General features: G+C 33.7%; 21 protein-coding genes and 1 pseudogene. 13 read left to right on the forward strand and 9 right to left on the reverse strand.

What is annotated here, in order from left to right; genetic code table 11:
- Window positions 1-57: 57 nt before the first annotated feature.
- A complete protein-coding gene (locus LF887_RS10870; RefSeq protein ID WP_236855060.1) occupies window positions 58-1,062 on the reverse strand; it encodes a transposase in 1,005 nt (334 codons plus the stop codon).
- A 590-nt stretch (window positions 1,063-1,652) separates the two neighbouring features.
- On the opposite strand from LF887_RS10870, the gene LF887_RS24415 reads away from it, so the two are divergent.
- The 4 genes and pseudogenes from LF887_RS24415 to LF887_RS10890 form a co-directional block, all read left to right on the forward strand.
- Window positions 1,653-2,498 carry an RHS repeat-associated core domain-containing protein gene (locus LF887_RS24415; protein ID WP_410681123.1) on the forward strand — a complete coding sequence of 282 codons (846 nt, stop codon included), beginning with the start codon at window positions 1,653-1,655 and terminating at the stop codon, window positions 2,496-2,498.
- A 130-nt stretch (window positions 2,499-2,628) separates the two neighbouring features.
- Complete coding sequence (locus LF887_RS10880) at window positions 2,629-2,862, forward strand: hypothetical protein (protein ID WP_236859208.1); 234 nt, start codon at window positions 2,629-2,631, stop codon at window positions 2,860-2,862.
- A 283-nt stretch (window positions 2,863-3,145) separates the two neighbouring features.
- On the forward strand, window positions 3,146-3,607 hold the full coding sequence (locus LF887_RS10885; RefSeq protein ID WP_236859209.1) for a hypothetical protein: 462 nt from the start codon (window positions 3,146-3,148) through the stop codon (window positions 3,605-3,607).
- Window positions 3,608-3,695: 88 nt separating this feature from the next.
- Window positions 3,696-3,941: pseudogene (locus LF887_RS10890) on the forward strand (hypothetical protein); the annotation flags it as partial.
- Window positions 3,942-4,091: 150 nt separating this feature from the next.
- On the opposite strand, the gene LF887_RS10895 reads toward LF887_RS10890, so the two are convergent.
- Window positions 4,092-5,096, reverse strand: coding sequence for a transposase (locus tag LF887_RS10895; protein ID WP_236855060.1), 1,005 nt, complete (start codon window positions 5,094-5,096; stop codon window positions 4,092-4,094).
- 419 nt (window positions 5,097-5,515) lie between these two features.
- Between LF887_RS10895 and LF887_RS10900 the strand changes: the two genes are divergently transcribed.
- The 5 genes from LF887_RS10900 to LF887_RS10920 all read left to right on the forward strand — a co-directional run bounded on the left by LF887_RS10900 (window position 5,516) and on the right by LF887_RS10920 (window position 8,249).
- Complete coding sequence (locus tag LF887_RS10900; RefSeq protein WP_236859211.1) at window positions 5,516-5,986, forward strand: hypothetical protein; 471 nt, start codon at window positions 5,516-5,518, stop codon at window positions 5,984-5,986.
- 101 nt (window positions 5,987-6,087) lie between these two features.
- Window positions 6,088-6,276, forward strand: coding sequence for a hypothetical protein (locus LF887_RS10905; protein WP_236859212.1), 189 nt, complete (start codon window positions 6,088-6,090; stop codon window positions 6,274-6,276).
- A 16-nt stretch (window positions 6,277-6,292) separates the two neighbouring features.
- Window positions 6,293-6,769 carry a hypothetical protein gene (locus LF887_RS10910; protein ID WP_236859213.1) on the forward strand — a complete coding sequence of 159 codons (477 nt, stop codon included), beginning with the start codon at window positions 6,293-6,295 and terminating at the stop codon, window positions 6,767-6,769.
- 50 nt (window positions 6,770-6,819) lie between these two features.
- Window positions 6,820-7,071, forward strand: a complete 252-nt coding sequence (locus LF887_RS10915; protein ID WP_236859214.1) for a hypothetical protein — start codon at window positions 6,820-6,822, stop codon at window positions 7,069-7,071.
- Between the two features lie 146 nt (window positions 7,072-7,217).
- Complete coding sequence (locus LF887_RS10920; protein ID WP_236859215.1) at window positions 7,218-8,249, forward strand: RNA ligase family protein; 1,032 nt, start codon at window positions 7,218-7,220, stop codon at window positions 8,247-8,249.
- Window positions 8,250-8,413: 164 nt separating this feature from the next.
- On the opposite strand, the gene LF887_RS10925 is transcribed toward LF887_RS10920, so the two are convergent.
- The 7 genes from LF887_RS10925 to LF887_RS10955 form a co-directional block, all read right to left on the reverse strand.
- On the reverse strand, window positions 8,414-9,586 hold the full coding sequence (locus LF887_RS10925) for a M28 family peptidase (protein ID WP_236859216.1): 1,173 nt from the start codon (window positions 9,584-9,586) through the stop codon (window positions 8,414-8,416).
- 189 nt (window positions 9,587-9,775) lie between these two features.
- On the reverse strand, window positions 9,776-10,951 hold the full coding sequence (locus LF887_RS10930; RefSeq protein WP_236859217.1) for a M28 family peptidase: 1,176 nt from the start codon (window positions 10,949-10,951) through the stop codon (window positions 9,776-9,778).
- A gap of 68 nt (window positions 10,952-11,019) precedes the next feature.
- Entirely contained in the window at window positions 11,020-12,195 is a 1,176-nt protein-coding gene (locus LF887_RS10935) for a M28 family peptidase (RefSeq protein ID WP_236859218.1), read from the reverse strand.
- A 339-nt stretch (window positions 12,196-12,534) separates the two neighbouring features.
- Entirely contained in the window at window positions 12,535-12,879 is a 345-nt protein-coding gene (rplT, locus tag LF887_RS10940; RefSeq protein ID WP_100375628.1) for a 50S ribosomal protein L20, read from the reverse strand.
- A 118-nt stretch (window positions 12,880-12,997) separates the two neighbouring features.
- Window positions 12,998-13,195: a 50S ribosomal protein L35 gene (rpmI, locus tag LF887_RS10945; protein WP_236859219.1), complete on the reverse strand. Its 198-nt coding sequence runs from the start codon at window positions 13,193-13,195 to the stop codon at window positions 12,998-13,000.
- Between the two features lie 94 nt (window positions 13,196-13,289).
- Window positions 13,290-15,059 carry a hypothetical protein gene (locus LF887_RS10950; protein WP_236859220.1) on the reverse strand — a complete coding sequence of 590 codons (1,770 nt, stop codon included), beginning with the start codon at window positions 15,057-15,059 and terminating at the stop codon, window positions 13,290-13,292.
- 124 nt (window positions 15,060-15,183) lie between these two features.
- On the reverse strand, window positions 15,184-16,005 hold the full coding sequence (locus tag LF887_RS10955) for an alpha/beta fold hydrolase (RefSeq protein ID WP_236859221.1): 822 nt from the start codon (window positions 16,003-16,005) through the stop codon (window positions 15,184-15,186).
- Window positions 16,006-16,287: 282 nt separating this feature from the next.
- Here LF887_RS10955 and LF887_RS24230 point away from each other — a divergent pair, with 282 nt between their 5' ends.
- The 4 genes from LF887_RS24230 to LF887_RS10970 all read left to right on the forward strand — a co-directional run bounded on the left by LF887_RS24230 (window position 16,288) and on the right by LF887_RS10970 (window position 17,722).
- Entirely contained in the window at window positions 16,288-16,413 is a 126-nt protein-coding gene (locus LF887_RS24230; RefSeq protein WP_262912523.1) for a hypothetical protein, read from the forward strand.
- Between the two features lie 74 nt (window positions 16,414-16,487).
- Window positions 16,488-17,015, forward strand: coding sequence for a hypothetical protein (locus LF887_RS10960; protein WP_236859222.1), 528 nt, complete (start codon window positions 16,488-16,490; stop codon window positions 17,013-17,015).
- A gap of 71 nt (window positions 17,016-17,086) precedes the next feature.
- Window positions 17,087-17,539 carry a hypothetical protein gene (locus tag LF887_RS10965; protein ID WP_236859223.1) on the forward strand — a complete coding sequence of 151 codons (453 nt, stop codon included), beginning with the start codon at window positions 17,087-17,089 and terminating at the stop codon, window positions 17,537-17,539.
- Complete coding sequence (locus tag LF887_RS10970; protein ID WP_236859224.1) at window positions 17,540-17,722, forward strand: hypothetical protein; 183 nt, start codon at window positions 17,540-17,542, stop codon at window positions 17,720-17,722. It begins immediately after the preceding gene.
- The last annotated feature ends 8 nt before the right edge of the window (window positions 17,723-17,730 follow it).

Consider the following 17,730-nt stretch of genomic DNA (forward strand, 5'->3'; position numbering starts at 1 on the left):
AAAAATAGAATCCCGCTGCGCATTCTATGACAACAAGCAAATAAAAACCGTTAAAATTTATGACGCAAATTTGTAAGTGTTTATATACGGAGTTTGTCGATTAATCACTGCAAAAACCCTGCTTATAAGTTTACATCGTATATTATTTAAAATTAGCATGGAATTTTTGCCTTCTGCCTTTTTCTTATAATAGTATTCTTTTATCTGGGCATCATATTTCATCGAAGTCATAGCGCACATTTGTAACAGGGATTTCATTTTTTTGTCAGCCAGATGATTTACTTTGGTTCTTCCCTTAATACTTGAGCCGGAACTATACTCAAAAGGTGCAACGCCAGAATAGCAGGCAAACTTCCTCCAACTTGGGAAGGCTGTAAAACCTTTTGTAGCAATTATAAAATAAAGGCTTGTTTGATCACCAATTCCAGGTACTGATTTAATGAGTCTGTCCTGTTTCTGTAATTCTTCATTAGACTGAATAATCTGCTTTATTTTGCACTCTATCATCTTAATAGATTTTTTGATAGCGCAAACTAAGCTGCTATTGATCTTTGAAATCTGAGTGAGAATTTCTTTATTTACAAAATCAATATTCTCTTTAGAGGTTTGCATTATCAATAAAGATTTTAAGACCTTTTCTCTTTCAGTGTAAAGCATTTTCAACTTTAAAATATCTAGTTCCGCTAATGTGTATAATGCTAATTTATCAATATTTCTAAGACTATAGTAAGAAATATCTCTAGCATCGGTCTTATCATTTTTACCTCTGGAAATTCCTTTGGACCGCTTAATTTCCATGGCGGGAACTACCCATAGATCAAGTTTCAAATCTGTAGAGATTGTAATTAAATGATTAGTATAAATACCTGTGTTTTCGCAACAGAATAAGACATCGCAAATATCAATTTTTCGTTTTATGAGAGTCTTAATGAAAAGCTTGATGGACTTTACGTCGTTTTTCAAGACAAAGTGTTCAGATACAAGGGTTTGAATGTTTAATACATTTACATCCAATTTCAATTTTGAAACATCAATCCCAATGTGGAAGCAATAATTTTTCATAACTTTGGATTTAGGATAAACAAAATGTTGAACTTCTTTAGAGCCTTTATTAGACCTTAATGTCTATCATTCTATTTGAAGCTGTTCAACGGGGTTCAAAGAGAAGGCAGAGGACTAATGCGCAGCATGGTTCTTTACCAGCAAAGTCTAAAGTTCACCTCTGCTTTCCTTTGAATAAATTTAGTCATTTTTATAGAATTCAAAGTAAAGGCAAAGTTGTAACTTTGAGCTAATAATAAAAAACCATCGCAATTGCGGTGGTTTCTTGTTGTGAAAGCGTTCTGTTTTTTATACAAAAACTACTACCAAGGTTACCGATTATCTGGATGGCTTTCAGTATACAGATGATGTACTTAGCCTTGTTCTTGCTGTAGAAGGATATTATAATTTCGTTGAAAAGAAGTATATTTACCATTATACTGATCATTTAGGCAATATCCGTTTAAGTTATATGAAAAATACATCAGGGACAGCCCAGACTATTGAAGAGAATAATTATTATCCATTTGGGTTAACATACTTCCGGAGGAAATTCTGGAAATCCTGTATATCAATATAAGTACAATGGGAAGGAGCTGCAAGAGACGGGAATGTATGCGAGATTCTATATGCCGGATATAGGAAGATGGGGTGTGGTAGATCCGTTGGCGGAAAAGATGACAAGACATAGCCTTTATAGCTATGCTTTTAATAATCCTTTGAGATTTATTGATCCAGATGGTAGAGAAAATGAGGAATGGATAAAGATGATTGATCCCAAAACTAATCAAACCACTATTACATATGATGCAAATGTAAAAACAGTAGCTCAGGCAGAAGATGCGGGTTATAAAAATGTTAATAGTGTAGGAGCTACTGGAGAAATTAAAAATGGGAATGGAGATGTAACTCATACTTTGAATGCTAATGGAAGCGTAACAAATACAACGGATAATATTAGTACTTATGGAAGTTCTAATATTGATGATATCCAAGTAAATGCCACAAATAATACAGGCTCTTTTGGGAGTTTTGATGCAAATTTTGCATTTGGTGGAGGTACAGGAATTACTTTTGGACAGGTTACTGATAGTAGTAATGAAACGGATTGGTTCTTCTCTCTTAATGGAGATTTAGGATTAAGTGCAAATGCTGGATTTGAAAAAGGTTTAATAAGACCTACTGATCCTAGTCATAAATTTGTCAACAGTGATTTTGTAGGAGAAGGTCGTGCAATTTCTGGTGGAGCGGGACCTCTTTCTTCAACTGTTGGTGGAACTTTTACTCGTTCTTATGATGGTTACAAAACTACTGATCAGTTTAATTCCACAAATTTTGGCAGAAACACTCAAACTGTTAAAAATGGCTATTCTACTATAAGCACAAGTATGGGCCCTAGTGTTGGGGTTTCACCTGTAATGTGGACTGGATCTAAAACTTGGGTACGTGGAAAATAATTATAATATACAAATTGACAGATCTAGCAAAAGAACTATTATAGTATTTCTAGTTTTTTTCTTATGTATTTTTTTATTTACTTTCATATATTTAACAATTAATTCAAATTTTGAAAGAGAACAAAAATTATTGTCTCTCGAAAGATATACAAGAGTAATTGATATTTATAATAATAGGCATGAACATAATTTTCTGTATGTTAAGTTTTCTAATGGTTCTGAGAAAATTTTAGAATATCCATATAAATTAGGAGATTCTATATCAAAGAAAAGAGGAGACTCTATAGAATATATTTTCAGAAAAGATAGTATTATAGAGAATAATCTTTTCGAAGAATCTCGAAAAATTGGTCTTTTAAAATAAAAAAACGAAGTTGTCTCAAAAGGACAGTCTCGTTTTTTTATTTGCTTAAATGAAAATCATAACCCACTATTTTAATAGAATTGTCATCTTTTTCTAGTGTGAACAGGGAAGTTTACCAAAACAGGGAAGTTTACCAGGAGAAGAATGGATAAAACAATAAACAAAAATCAGCTACGGCATCACAAGTTAATTTTACTGAAGCAATAAGGCCAACAACTAGAAAAATTGTACCAATGTGTGATAACTGCAAAGCAACTTTTGGAAAATAAAAATATTATTATTTATGTACACAGAAATAGAACAACAGACCTTAGATATAGATTGGTTTTTTACAGATGGTAAGTATATAGGGTTTATAGCGTCTGGAGCTGGTAAATTACCTGAATCAGTAGCTACATCATCGGAAAACAATGAAAAGCTAGTGTCATATTTTAGAAATTTACAAGAAATATCGGAGGTAATAGTAAATCCAAAACTGAATGATTTATTGATCGAAATATTTGGAACAGGTGCTGATGAAAGATATTTATACGATTTTGTTTCTATGACCAAAAAAGGGTTTTATTCGTTTGATAAAATTTATTTAAATAATTTTCTTGACTATGATTATCATTTAGTAACAAGTCCTATGAATCCTTTGACTATAGATGATTTGCCTCAGGATATATTAAATATTATTCTGCAAACTAAGTATTCAGATGGTATGAAGAATGTTATAAATATTGGTAAAATAAACTCGAAGTAACAGACTTTGAGAAGATAACACAAAAACCACTGCGAAAGCGGTGGTTTTATTGTTCTATTTTGTATGTGAAAACAAAACAACCGCCTTTACAGATTATCTGGATGGTTTTCAATATACGGAAGGAAGTTTAAAGTTTTTTCCTGCCTCTGAGGGATGTTTTAATTTTGAAAATAATAAGTATATTTATAATTACACAGATCATTTAGGAAATGTAAGATTGAGCTATTTCAATAATGGCAGCGGAATAGAAGTTCTTGAAGAAAATAATTATTATCCATTTGGATTGAAACATGAAGGATATACTCCTTTATTAGGAAATCTGGCGTACCGCTTCAGCAAATGGACTATAAATACAATATCCGGGGATGGATGACTCAGAACTGAATTAGATGCATCTGGAAATTTTGTATTGCCATTTGGTCAAAGAAAATCATATTCCCCTCTGCGCATTCTATGACAACAAGCAAATAAAAACCGTTAAAATTTATGACGCAAATTTGTAAGTGTTTATATACGGAGTTTGTCGATTAATCACTGCAAAAACCCTGCTTATAAGTTTACATCGTATATTATTTAAAATTAGCATGGAATTTTTGCCTTCTGCCTTTTTCTTATAATAGTATTCTTTTATCTGGGCATCATATTTCATCGAAGTCATAGCGCACATTTGTAACAGGGATTTCATTTTTTTGTCAGCCAGATGATTTACTTTGGTTCTTCCCTTAATACTTGAGCCGGAACTATACTCAAAAGGTGCAACGCCAGAATAGCAGGCAAACTTCCTCCAACTTGGGAAGGCTGTAAAACCTTTTGTAGCAATTATAAAATAAAGGCTTGTTTGATCACCAATTCCAGGTACTGATTTAATGAGTCTGTCCTGTTTCTGTAATTCTTCATTAGACTGAATAATCTGCTTTATTTTGCACTCTATCATCTTAATAGATTTTTTGATAGCGCAAACTAAGCTGCTATTGATCTTTGAAATCTGAGTGAGAATTTCTTTATTTACAAAATCAATATTCTCTTTAGAGGTTTGCATTATCAATAAAGATTTTAAGACCTTTTCTCTTTCAGTGTAAAGCATTTTCAACTTTAAAATATCTAGTTCCGCTAATGTGTATAATGCTAATTTATCAATATTTCTAAGACTATAGTAAGAAATATCTCTAGCATCGGTCTTATCATTTTTACCTCTGGAAATTCCTTTGGACCGCTTAATTTCCATGGCGGGAACTACCCATAGATCAAGTTTCAAATCTGTAGAGATTGTAATTAAATGATTAGTATAAATACCTGTGTTTTCGCAACAGAATAAGACATCGCAAATATCAATTTTTCGTTTTATGAGAGTCTTAATGAAAAGCTTGATGGACTTTACGTCGTTTTTCAAGACAAAGTGTTCAGATACAAGGGTTTGAATGTTTAATACATTTACATCCAATTTCAATTTTGAAACATCAATCCCAATGTGGAAGCAATAATTTTTCATAACTTTGGATTTAGGATAAACAAAATGTTGAACTTCTTTAGAGCCTTTATTAGACCTTAATGTCTATCATTCTATTTGAAGCTGTTCAACGGGGTTCAAAGAGAAGGCAGAGGACTAATGCGCAGCATGGTTCTTTACCAGCAAAGTCTAAAGTTCACCTCTGCTTTCCTTTGAATAAATTTAGTCATTTTTATAGAATTCAAAGTAAAGGCAAAGTTTGTAACTTTGAGCTAATAATAAAAAAACCATCGCAATTGTGGTGGTTTCTTGTTATAAAAGCGTTCTGTTTTTGCATACTTTCCTAAAGATATAAGCTCCCGATAAGTCGATGAGAGATGGAACAGGAACGAATATTTTACCACAACAAATTGATCAAATGAAAAAAACAATTGAATTCGTGCAACCAAAAATTAATAAAAATGAAATTACACAATAATAAATATGTTCTTTTTTTTTACATTATAATTTTAGGACTTCTATATAGTTGTAAAAACCTTTCTGTTGAATATTATTATGATGATCGAACAGAAAAGAGTAAGAATGAAAAAATTGCAGAAGAAGAGTATTTTAAAGATATTCCTAAAGAATATCAAAAAACTGATAAAGATGTTTTATTATTGTTCAACGGAGCTGCCTTTAAAGGAAAAACTGTAATTATTAATAATAAAGATTCTATAAAATTTAAGTCAATATCAGAATCAGGATGTTATGGGGTTACTTATAAAAAGATAGATAAATCAGTAAAAAAGATAAGATTATCAGTTGATGGAAAGAAAGATATTGTAATTCCATTTATCAAAGCTTATGATTATATAGATATTGGAGATGCAAAAAACGATAAATGGGGGGTAGGGTATAGTAAAATATTACCAAGTTATTTCTGTATGTAGCCATTTTTCATGATACAAAGTCTATGATCTTGGGGAAGCAATTCCTGATAATGTAATAGATTAAACTATCACTTCTGATGGCTCACTAAAAATAACAGCGAATGAGCTTGCACATTCAAATGGGTATTCAAAATATATGGGAAGATCCACAAATAAATAATATACCGCAGAAGATCGATAATTTGCTAAACTCTGATGATAACGTAATACCAGATATGAAAAAAAATTCAGGAACTGAGCTTTTACCACAACAAATTGATCAAATGAAACAGACAATTGAATTAGTATAACCAAAAATAAAAATAGATGAAACCATCAAATAGACACAAATTATTTTTGTTGAATTTATTGATTCTTTGCCTGATTTTATATAACTGTAAAAGTACAGTTAGAGAATTCTATTATGATAATAGAATTGAAAAAACGGATCATGAAAAGATAGCAGAAGAACTATACTTTAATAATGTTCCCAAAGAGCAACAAAAAACAGATAAAGATGTTTTATTAGTATTTAGCGGTTCCGCTTTTAAAGGAAAAACAATTATTATTAATAAAAAAGACCGATTATCATTTGATTTAAACCCAGACCACACAGGATGTTATGGTATTTTATTTAAAAAGGTTCCAAAATCATTGAAAAAAATAAATATATCAGTTGAAGGAAAGGAAAATATTATTTTCCCTATTAGTGATAAATATGATTATATTTATATTGGAGATGTAGCAAAAAGCAAACGGGGGATTACTTATAGCCATAATTTTCCGAGTTACTTCTGTATGTAACATTTGGATGGGGTACCCGCTGCGAAAGTTTGTAACTTTAAGCTATAATTATGACAGAGGGAGAGTTAAAGAATATTAGTGATATATGTAATAAAGCTACAAAAGCACCATGGGTTTCATACATTGAGGGCCGGGATTTTGCATCAGGTTCAGGTTTTATAATGACGGGTAGTAATGAGGAGAGAGATTATGATATAGAGTTTGTAAAAATAAAACCCGAAGATCAGGATTTTATTGCAATGGCAAGAAATGTAATTCCTGTGTTAGTTGATGAAATTATAAAATTAAGATCCTCAGAATAAAAAATGCTTTTGCTCTAAAAAAGTAAGATAATCGTACTAAATAATCTATTTATAATGGCATTTAATAGGCCTTCTTGCGGTTATTTACGATTTACTTTTTTGAAATTATTTATCTTTACTGGCTAATAACTAAAATAACCATTCTCATGAGCGAATTCTCAGGATATGAAAAGATGCCCGATTCTTTGAAAAAACTTGGCCTTACCGAAAAAGATTTATCAAACATGGATAAATTAAAATGGGTGGCAACTGAAAAGATACATGGGGCCAATTTTAGTTTTTCTTATGAGGATGGCCTTCTTAGATACTCCAAAAGAAGAGAATATCTATCCTGGAATGATGATTTTTTTGGTTTCCAGCTTGTTGTAAGCAGACTGGAAGACTCAATCCTCAGATTATTTGAGCATCTGAGTAGTGAAATAGCCGGCAGTAAATATATTCTTTATGGAGAGCTGTTTGGCGGAGAATATCCTCATTCTGAGGTAAAGATTCCAAATGAAAATCTGCGGGCTATACAGACAGGGGTTTACTATGCTCCTGATATTCATTTTTATGCATTCGATATAGCCGTGGAAGATGAGTATGGATCCAAATATTATCTGGATTATGAAACAGTAGTATCTTATGCTCAGCAATTCAATGTTCCTTATGTGCGACCATTATTTATTGGTAAATTTAATGAAGCGGTTAACTTTAATATCAGGATGAATTCTCCGGTTCCGAAAGAGTTAGGATTTCCTGAGCTGGAGCATAATTTGATAGAAGGGATAGTGGTAAAGCCTTACCAAAAGGAGTCCCTGTTATTCTCCAAACGTCCGATTATTAAAATTAAAAATCCGGAGTTTGAAGAAGAAGAAAAGTTTCATAAAGCAGAAAAATGGTCCTTTATACCTGATATTGCTTCTAAATCTGAAAACCTTTCCTTTATTATTTCCGAAATGAGAACCTATGTATCTCAAAACCGCCTGCAAAGTGTAATTTCTAAAATCGGAGCAATAGATATTAATAATTTTCAGCGTCTTTCAGAAATACAGGTTGAATTTTTACAGGACGTTATTAGTGACTTCAATGAAAACAATGGAAATCTTTTAGACGATTTAATACAGGAAGATAAAGACTGGATTATAGAGCGGATTAAACCTGAAATACAAAAAATAACAGTTGAAGTAAAGTCTTAATGACCTGTTTGGAATCATAGAATAATACAATATAATTAACTTTATATAATTTATGTATATTGTTGTAATATAGTTTTTTATTGTGTTTTAAATAGATTATACTTTAATATATAAAAAAACAGAGCAAAGGCGCTCTGTTTTTCATTTTTATAGCTTGGATAGATTTATCTCGCGATCAAAATATTTTTTATAAAAGTCTGATCATTGACTTTTAAGACTCCAACATAAACTCCGTTTTCCAGACCTGAAACATTAATTTTTGTTTCATTGTTTACCTTTAGCATAGACCTTCCGGTAGAAGTGGTAATTTCAAAACTGAAGGTGGCTGCTTTAGGATCCGGTAGTTCAATATTTAAAATACTGCTTGCCGGATTAGGATAAATCTTCATCATTGCCAAAGAGTTTAAAGCTGTTTTAGCTGTTCCGGAAGTTGTAGAGGCAGCGGCGAAATGCTGCAGTGCACCAACGGTTGCTTTTCCGATATTGTAGACATATACGGGATCTACATTGGCAAAAGTGTCCTTACTTGTATGAGGATAGGAACTTCTTATCCTTTCAAAGAAACCGGTAATAACTTCACCTTTCTGCTCAAAAGGAATATAATCTGTGTCTTCGGCCGGATCTACCGCAGTCTGAAGAGGAGAGTAAAGTGCTGTACAGTTTCTGAGTTGCTGTGTTACCGCAGTGGACGCTGCATTATTGCTGGAGACCCCTCCCTGATCTTCATCACAGTAAACGGTATTGTTGTTATTTCCCTTTACTCCGCCTACCTGATCAAGATTAAAAACAAGTTTTATATCCAGTTTACGTACACCGCCTTGATATACAACGTTATTTACATAGTGGCTGCTTCCTCTGAGGCCCTGTTCTTCACCGGAAAAATGGATAAACTTTATAGAATATTCTGTAGGAACATTCTTTAATATCCTTGCAGCCTCCAAAATAATAGAGGTACCACTGCCGTTGTCATTGACTCCTGGACCGTTGATTGTATCAAAATGACCGCAGATAATAATATATTTATTAGGATATAGCGTTCCTGTTTTGGTGATAATAAGGTTCTTAGAACTGGTTGTGCCAAAACTGAAGGGGCTTTCCTCAATCTGGCTGGCCGTATAGCCATAAGAAAGGTACTTGTTTTTGATCCAGGTTAAAGCATTGGCGTTTGCCTGTGACCCCGTAGTTTTTATGCCTAAATTACCAAAGTCCTGAAGATTGGTAGTAATATTAGACTGAGTCACCATATCAGCTCTGTCTTTATAAGCCTGAATAAAGGTTTGGGCGCTGATACTTGGCACGATCAGTGTGGCACATAAGAATGTGGTTAGTTTTTTCATATTATTTATTTTGTTTTGGTAACGCGAATGTAGTGAATAAATCACATCTAAGTGTTTAATAGTTTGAAAATATATTGTAATTCATGCTATATCGTTGATTAATAATTAATAAGAAAACCTTTGAAAATAATTCAAAGGCTGTATCAGTATCCTGTCTATAAACAAGATGTTTTTCTTAGTGATAATCGCTTATTTTTCAATCAGAACCTTTCTTACAACAGTTTGATCTCCGGACTTCAGAATCCCGATATAAGCACCATTTTCCAAGCCGGAAATATTGATTTTCTTTTCATTAAGCTTCTTTAAAACAGAGCGTCCTGAGAAATCAGTAATTTCAAAACTGAAGTTTTTTATACTTGAATCCGGTAGTTCAATAGTAATGAAATCTTTTATGGGGTTAGGGTAGAGCTTTAAGCTTTCCAGTGAGTTTTTTATAACAGTTTCATGGGTTCCAAGAGTACCGGTGGCAACGGCAAAATGTTGTAATGCACCTACAGAAGCTTTTCCGATATTGTAAATGTATACAGGATCTGTATTCGCAAAAGTGTCATCAGTTGTGTGCGGGTAAGAACTTCTTATCCTTTCAAAAAAACCGGTAATGACTTCACCTTTCTGTTCAAAAGGAATATAATCTGTATCTTCGGCCGGATCTACGGCTGTCTGAAGAGGAGAATAAAGAGCTGTGCAGTTTCTCAGTTCCTGGGTTACTGTTGCTGAGGCTGCGTTATTTGAAGAAAGTCCTCCCAAATCCTGATCACAGTAAACTGTATTATTGTTGTTACCCATTACACCCCCAACCTGATCGAGGTTGAAAACCAGTTTGATATCTAAAACACGGTTTCCTCCCTGATAAGCGACAGTATTTACATAATGATTACTCCCCACAAGTCCCTGTTCCTCACCGGAAAAATGAATGAATTTTATAGAATATTCTGTCGGAACATCTTTAAGAATCCTTGCTGCCTCTAAAATAACAGAAGTTCCGCTGCCGTTATCATTGACACCTAGACCTGTGATGCTGTCAAAATGCCCACAGATGATCACGTACTTATTGGGATATAATGTTCCCGTTTTAGTAATAATTAAATTTTTAGAATTTTTATTCCCAAAGGTAAAAGGATCTTCTTCTATCTGGCCTGCAGTATACCCGTAGGAAAGATACTTACTTTTAAGCCAGGCTAATGCATTGGCGTTGGCTTGTGAGCCCGTAGTTTTTATTCCTAAACCGGCAAATTCCTGAAGATAGGTGGTGATATTTGTTTGGGTAACCATATTGGCCCTGTCCTGGTAAGCCTGAATAAAAGTTTGAGCACTAATATTCTGAGCAGCGATGGAGGCCAGTAAAAAAGTAGCGATTTTCTTCATTTATGATCTCTTATGGCGAATTTCTATTGAAGTTTATTGTCAAAAATATTCTCTTCGCCTGATATTATTTATTTCCCGATGATTAATTTCTTGGTTGTATTTTCCCTGTCTGTTTTTATAGTAACGGTATACACTCCATTTTGAAGACCTGAAGTATTAATTGTATCCTGATTCTCTGAATTCAGAACCAGATTTCCCGCCATATCGCTAATCTCAACCTTAAACTGTTTTACTTTTTGTGAAAATTCCACTTTAAGTACATCTTTAGCAGGATTAGGATAAATTCTGATGTTTTCTGCAGGTTTGGAAGATACCTTAGTTCCCAGCAGGGCATTCACTGTAGATGCAACGGCAAAATGCTGTAACGCCCCCACCGCAGCTTTACCTACATTGAAAACATATACAGGGTCAATGTTAGCAAAAGTATCATTTACAGTATGCTCATTCTCACTTCTTTCATATTCATAAAATCCGGTAATGGTATATCCTTTGGCTTCAAAAGGCATATAATCGGAGCTGTATGCATAAGAAAGATTGGTCTGAAGAGGAGAGTACAGGCTGGTGCAGGTCATCAGCTCCTGAGTAGCTGTATTGGATGCTGCATTATTTGAAGAGACACCTCCTGTATCCCTTTCACAGGTGATCTTATTGTTGGTATTTCCTATAAGTCCGCCTACCTGGTCGATATTTAAGACCAGTTTTATATCCAGTTTCCGGGTGCTGCCTTCGTAAGCTACATTATTTACGTAATGGGTACTGCCCACAAGGCCTTGTTCTTCACCGGAAAAATGAATAAACTTAATAGAGTATTCCGTAGGAACATCTTTTAATATTCTTGCAGCTTCCAGAATAATGGAAGTTCCGCTGCCGTTATCACTTACTCCTGGCCCTACAATCGTATCATAATGTCCGCAGATAATAACATATTTATCCGGATATAATGTTCCCGTTTTTGTGATGATTAGATTTTTTGAACTTGCACTTCCATAGGGGAATGTGTCTTCTGTAATACTGCTGGCAGTATATCCGTAAGACAGATATTTATTTCTGATCCAGTCAGAAGCATTTGTATTTGCCACTGTACCTGTTTTTTTTACTCCAAGACCCGCAAATTCCTGAAGATTTGTAGTAATATTAGCCTGGGAAACAATGTCAGCCCGATCTTTATAGGATTGAATAAAACTTTGTGCGCCAATACTTTGTATAGCTACGGAAGCCAGCAAAAAAGCTGCAATTCTTTTCATTTTGTTTCTTTCTTTAGAGATTGCTAATATAATAATAAATCACTATTTCTGATTAATAATTAAGGCGGTCTGAGCTATTTTAATTGAATTTTCAATAATAGGATGTTTTGTACTTTAATGTATTATTATAAGAGATTGGTACTCATTGCGTAGGAAGAATTTCGTGAAAACCTGTTTTTTGCTAGTATACTAAACAAAAAATGTAAAGCCGAATTTATCTGTAATATAACTTCAATATTTTGAACGCGATCTTTACGATCAGAGAACATAAACATAAGGCATAAAAAAATCCCGGGAAAATCCCGGGACTTATATTGATAACAAAAATACTATTCTACATTATTTTACTTGATCTACAACAGCTTTGAAAGCTTCAGGGTGATTCATTGCTAAATCTGCTAAAACTTTTCTGTTAAGTTCGATGTTGTTCTTTTTAAGAGCTCCCATAAATTGAGAGTAAGACATTCCGTGCTCTCTAGCTCCCGCGTTGATACGAGTGATCCAAAGTGCTCTGAAGTTTCTCTTCTTCTCTTTTCTACCACGGTAAGCATATTGCATTGCTTTTTCTACCGCGTTTTTAGCTACAGTCCAAACGTTCTTTCTTCTTCCGAAGAAACCTTTAGCTTGCTTAAAAATTTTCTTTCTGCGAGCTCTTGAAGCTACTGCATTTACTGATCTTGGCATAATTTAAATTGTTTTTTTTGAAAAGGGCGGCAACAGAGTTGCTCTTGTTTGCACCGTTCCAGGGTTAAAATGATGAATTTGTTTGAATTCTTATAAACCGAATATAGATTTATAAAAACTACTTAATTGCTAATTGACGTTGAACGCTTTTTTCATCCACTTTTGCAACATAAGAAGTTTGCGTAAGATTTCTCTTCTGCTTAGTTTCCTTTTTTGTCAAAATGTGGCTTTTGAAAGCATTTTTTCTTTTAATCTTCCCGGTTCCGGTAAGTTTAAAACGTTTCTTAGCACCTGATTTCGTTTTTAATTTTGGCATTGCTTTGCTTTTTTATTGTTTTTGTTATCAATATCTGTTTTGGTTACCCCTAAAGACATTAGGAATAATAGTGTGCAAAAGTACAAAAAAAATCTCAATATTTCCTTTCCAGAACCAGACTTTCTAAAAACATATTGTTTTTCGGGGTCATCTCAATAGTTAATTGCCCGTTTTTGGTATAAATATCGGCATTTAGATCTGCATTTTTCTGTTCTGATTCTGCTATTTTCCAATTTCCAGCCTGAAGAGAGTCAATAGTAAGCTTGTACAAAATTCCTTTATGAATTTTTTTTACCAGTTTATTTCCGGAAAATACACTTTCATTATCTGATGAATGACCGAACAGATACCCTGGAATAATCAATTGATCTCTATTCTTCTTAATTCCTGTATTCTTACCATATTTATTAAAGAATAAGATATATTCCGGTTCCTCTGCCTTTGCTTTTATTTTAATATAGTTGTTGTTAAAAACCTTATTCTTAGTCAGCTGATCACCAATATTGAAATTAAGCTCACCACCAGTATGGAAGATTATAATATCAGGGTTTCTGCTCATCACATAATTAGCATCACCCAATTCGTGGGCTAAAGATCCGGTTCCGAAATTTTTAGGTGGATGTCGGGGGATATAATAATCATTAAGTCCTAACATATCAACTGTGGGTAATTCAGACGAGTAAGGAATACTCCCAGCAGCAGTGACTGCAACCAAAGTCTGATCCGGGAATGTCTTCTTTAACGTTTCCCCGAGCTTTATTCCTCTGAACTCCCATCTTTCATCAATGGCACGTACATTATCTGATATTTTAATTTGGCCTAAACCATTAATGAATAATATAAAAATGAAGATAAAACTTGATTTTCCAGATCCCAGATTGATTTTTCTGATATCATTTAATCCCCAGATAATAGAAAAAACAAACAGAATAAGAACAACATAATAATGCCTGAAAGCAGGGAAAATATCTCCGCCTACCAAAGTAACATAACCCACCCAGGAAACTGTCAATAATAATAAATAGTATCCGAAAAGGCGTTTTTTTCTTAAAAGGTAATAAAGAGCTGCTAATCCTAATCCGGATAATAGCAGAGTGCCCGAAAAGGCTTTAAAATTATAAAAACCACCACGCAAAACATGATGCATAGTAACCTTTACTTTAACCAATGCTGTGTTGGGCACTATTTCGCCATAAAAACGATAACGGAATGCCAGTTGACCCAATAAGAATAATGTGGGTATAATTGCTGTAGCCAGACCTATCCTAATGAACTGATGTTTGTTCTTTCCATAACAAGCCAATAAAAATCCGGCCGTTAGAATAGTGAATAAAAAACCATCCGGCCTGGTAATCGCTAAAAGTCCTAACCAAAATGACAAAAGGTAAATGGTGTTGAAATTCTTATCATTAATGATCTTTGAAACCTCAATTAAAATTAAAGTTAAAAGAAGCCCATACAATGGCTGTTCGAGACCTCCAACAGCCCATACAGGAAAGCAGGGAGTGGTAACCAATAAAATTACAGCAAGAAAGACATATTCTTTTTTTATATTCTGATTCTTAAAGTAATAAAGGATACTTCCCAGAGTTCCCAATGAGCATAAAATACCTAAAACTCTGGCAGCAAGAATAAGATCCATTCCCAGTTTTCCAAATACTGAAACGCCTAAAATCCAAAGCAGATTCGAGTATCCTTCAACTGGCTGTCCATCATTCCATGTTAATCCCTTTCCTTCAATAAATCGTTGGACATACCGTAAGGAAATCAAACTGTCATCAGAAAAAAAAGGATAATAATAGAAGCATCCAAGGGAAAAAATAATGACTGCTATGAAAAAAAAGGATAAATATCCTAATCTCATGATTATTATATGTTTATGCTAAACGTTTCCTAAGCTTTTTAGGATAACGACTGCAAAATAACGAAAATATAAAAAAACTACAGATAAAATACCTGTAGTTTTCCTCTTTTTATATTCAATTCAATTATGATTTAAAGAATGCTAAAAGATCTCTGTTGATCGTTTCAGCTTCTGTAGTAGGCATACCGTGTGGGAAACCGGGATAGGAGATCAGTTTACCATTTTTAAGAAGGGTAGCAGCTACTTTCCCTGTTGTCTCAAATGGTACAATCTGATCATCTTCCCCATGCATCACCAAAACAGGAACATCAACACTCTTAAGATCCTCTGTGAAATCAGTTTCTGAAAATGCCTTAACACAGTCATAGTGAGCTTTTATAGAACCGCTCATTCCCTGTCTCCACCAGTTTCTCTGGATGCCTTCGGAAACTTTGGCCCCTTCTCTGTTATAACCATAAAAAGGGAAGGTAAGATCAATGAAAAACTGCTGTCTGTGTTGAGCCGTATTATTTCGGATATCATCAAAAACAGAAATCGGAACTCCGTTAGGGTTGTTCTCATTCTGAACCATAATCGGAGTAACAGCACTTACTAAAACAGCCTTCGAAACTCTTCCTTTGCCATGTTTTGAAACATATCTGATCACTTCACCTCCTCCGGTAGAGTGTCCCACATGAATGACATCTTTCAGATCCAAAGCCTGAACAATTTCAGCAACATCAGAAGCGTAAGTGTCCATATCATGTCCGTAAGGAGTCTGCTCAGATCTTCCGTGGCCTCTTCTGTCATGAGCAATTACTCTGTATCCCTGTTCCAAGAAGAAAAACATCTGTGCGTCCCAGTCATCGCTTGATAAAGGCCATCCATGATGAAAGAAAATGGTTGGTCCTTTGCCCCAGTCTTTGTAGTAAATTTCAGTTCCGTCTTTTAATGTAAGTGTACTCATAGGTTTATTTTTGTTAGATTAATACATGACAAATCTGTTTTCGATTTTCATATTCACAAATTTATATTGAAAATTTTCACTAAACATTGATCTAAGGTAATGTTTTGATTAAAATATCGAAGCAATAAAATATATCATTAACGTTAATTTAACAGGAGATTTAAAGAACTTTAGAACTTGTAAAATTAAAATGTGGGTGATAATTGGGATTGTTTGACTTTTCCATTCTCCTTTTCTATAAAAGTTAGGTGAAAAAAATATTTTGAAATCAAAAATTACCCGGTGGATCCATTCCAGGATGAAGATCTGTATTGTGAAGTAAAGGATGAGAATTTCAGATTATTGCCTAAAGAAATAAGGTTGAAAGCGGAAAAGCTATTGAAAGATGCCAGCAAAGGAATACACTAAATCTATTAAAAACCACTATTATCAGGGATATTTGTATCCGTTTCCTTTAATTATCTTTCATTAAAAATAAAGCGGTGAAAAACTTCATGATTTTAACCTCATTTTTAGCGTTGGTTAGCTGTAAAGCGGATGCTCAAAAATTAAAAGTTTTTACGATTTTTAGAGAACCCAAAAAGGTTGCAAAAGAAGTTTCGGAAACAGGTAAAACACATACATATACAACTCGTCAGGAAGTTACAGAACGCCTTAATCCCCTCATTTTTATGCTTTCCAAAAATGATGGAACACTTAAATTTCGACTACAAGGAAATATCAGTTCCAGTGGGCATAGCATTCGTCAGGTCAGAAAAATGCGGTATGAAAAAGGAGAACAAAATGGCAATTTCATTACCCTTAGATATTTTGTGGAGATCAAAAAAATCCCAGGTAAAGAAAGTGCTGATGTAAAAGGTTATAATTATTCAAAAGACGAAACCTATACAATACCTAAAGATGTTAAAGTAATAAATATTGAATTGTACGAAGACCGGATTAATGATACATCTGCTACAAAACCAAAATTTATCGCTCAACAAACCTTTAATTTCTTTGATAGAATTTAAAGGTCTGAAAATGATAACACAGAATACAGACTTTGTATAAAATTGAATATATAATTATACACTAAGCTACAATGAAAAATATTTTTGTTTTCTCATTTTTGAGCGTCATTTTGGTAATGCTCTTAAGCTGCAAAGATCCTGAAAGAAAAAAAACAAATTTTCAGAATTATCTGAAAAATACCAACTGGATTGTTGATAGTGGAGGACTGGTGATCCCAGATGGCGAAAAAACCTATAGCCTGTCTAAAAAAATAGATACTGTACTGATCTTCAATTTTCATGCAATCAACTTTTTGGATGAAGAAAAATTTGAAAGTTATGATAGCTGGGAATGTGGCAATGATTGTTTTACAGAAGTATTTGGGAGATATTATTTTACAGAAACCCACCAGATAGATATGAAAGTTGATAGTATCAATCAGTCGGGAACCTGCGAAGGGCCTACCAAGATTTTTAAGCCGTCAGAAGACATGTCTTTTAACCTTATAAAAGAAGGAGGACGGCTAAAACTCATAAGAAAATAGATGGAAAAACTATATGATAATAATTTCAACAGACTGGGATTGAAGGTAGAAGATAAAAGAAGATCAGAAAGATTGCTCCATTTGACAGTAAAAGATTCCGGCCAATCTTTCGGTGAACAACATGGTTTCGAAACCGAAACCGATCAGCCGGTATTTTACCTATATTTACATTCTTTACAATAACAAAATTC

The organism is Chryseobacterium sp. MEBOG06, from assembly GCF_021869765.1.
GTDB lineage: Bacteria > Bacteroidota > Bacteroidia > Flavobacteriales > Weeksellaceae > Chryseobacterium.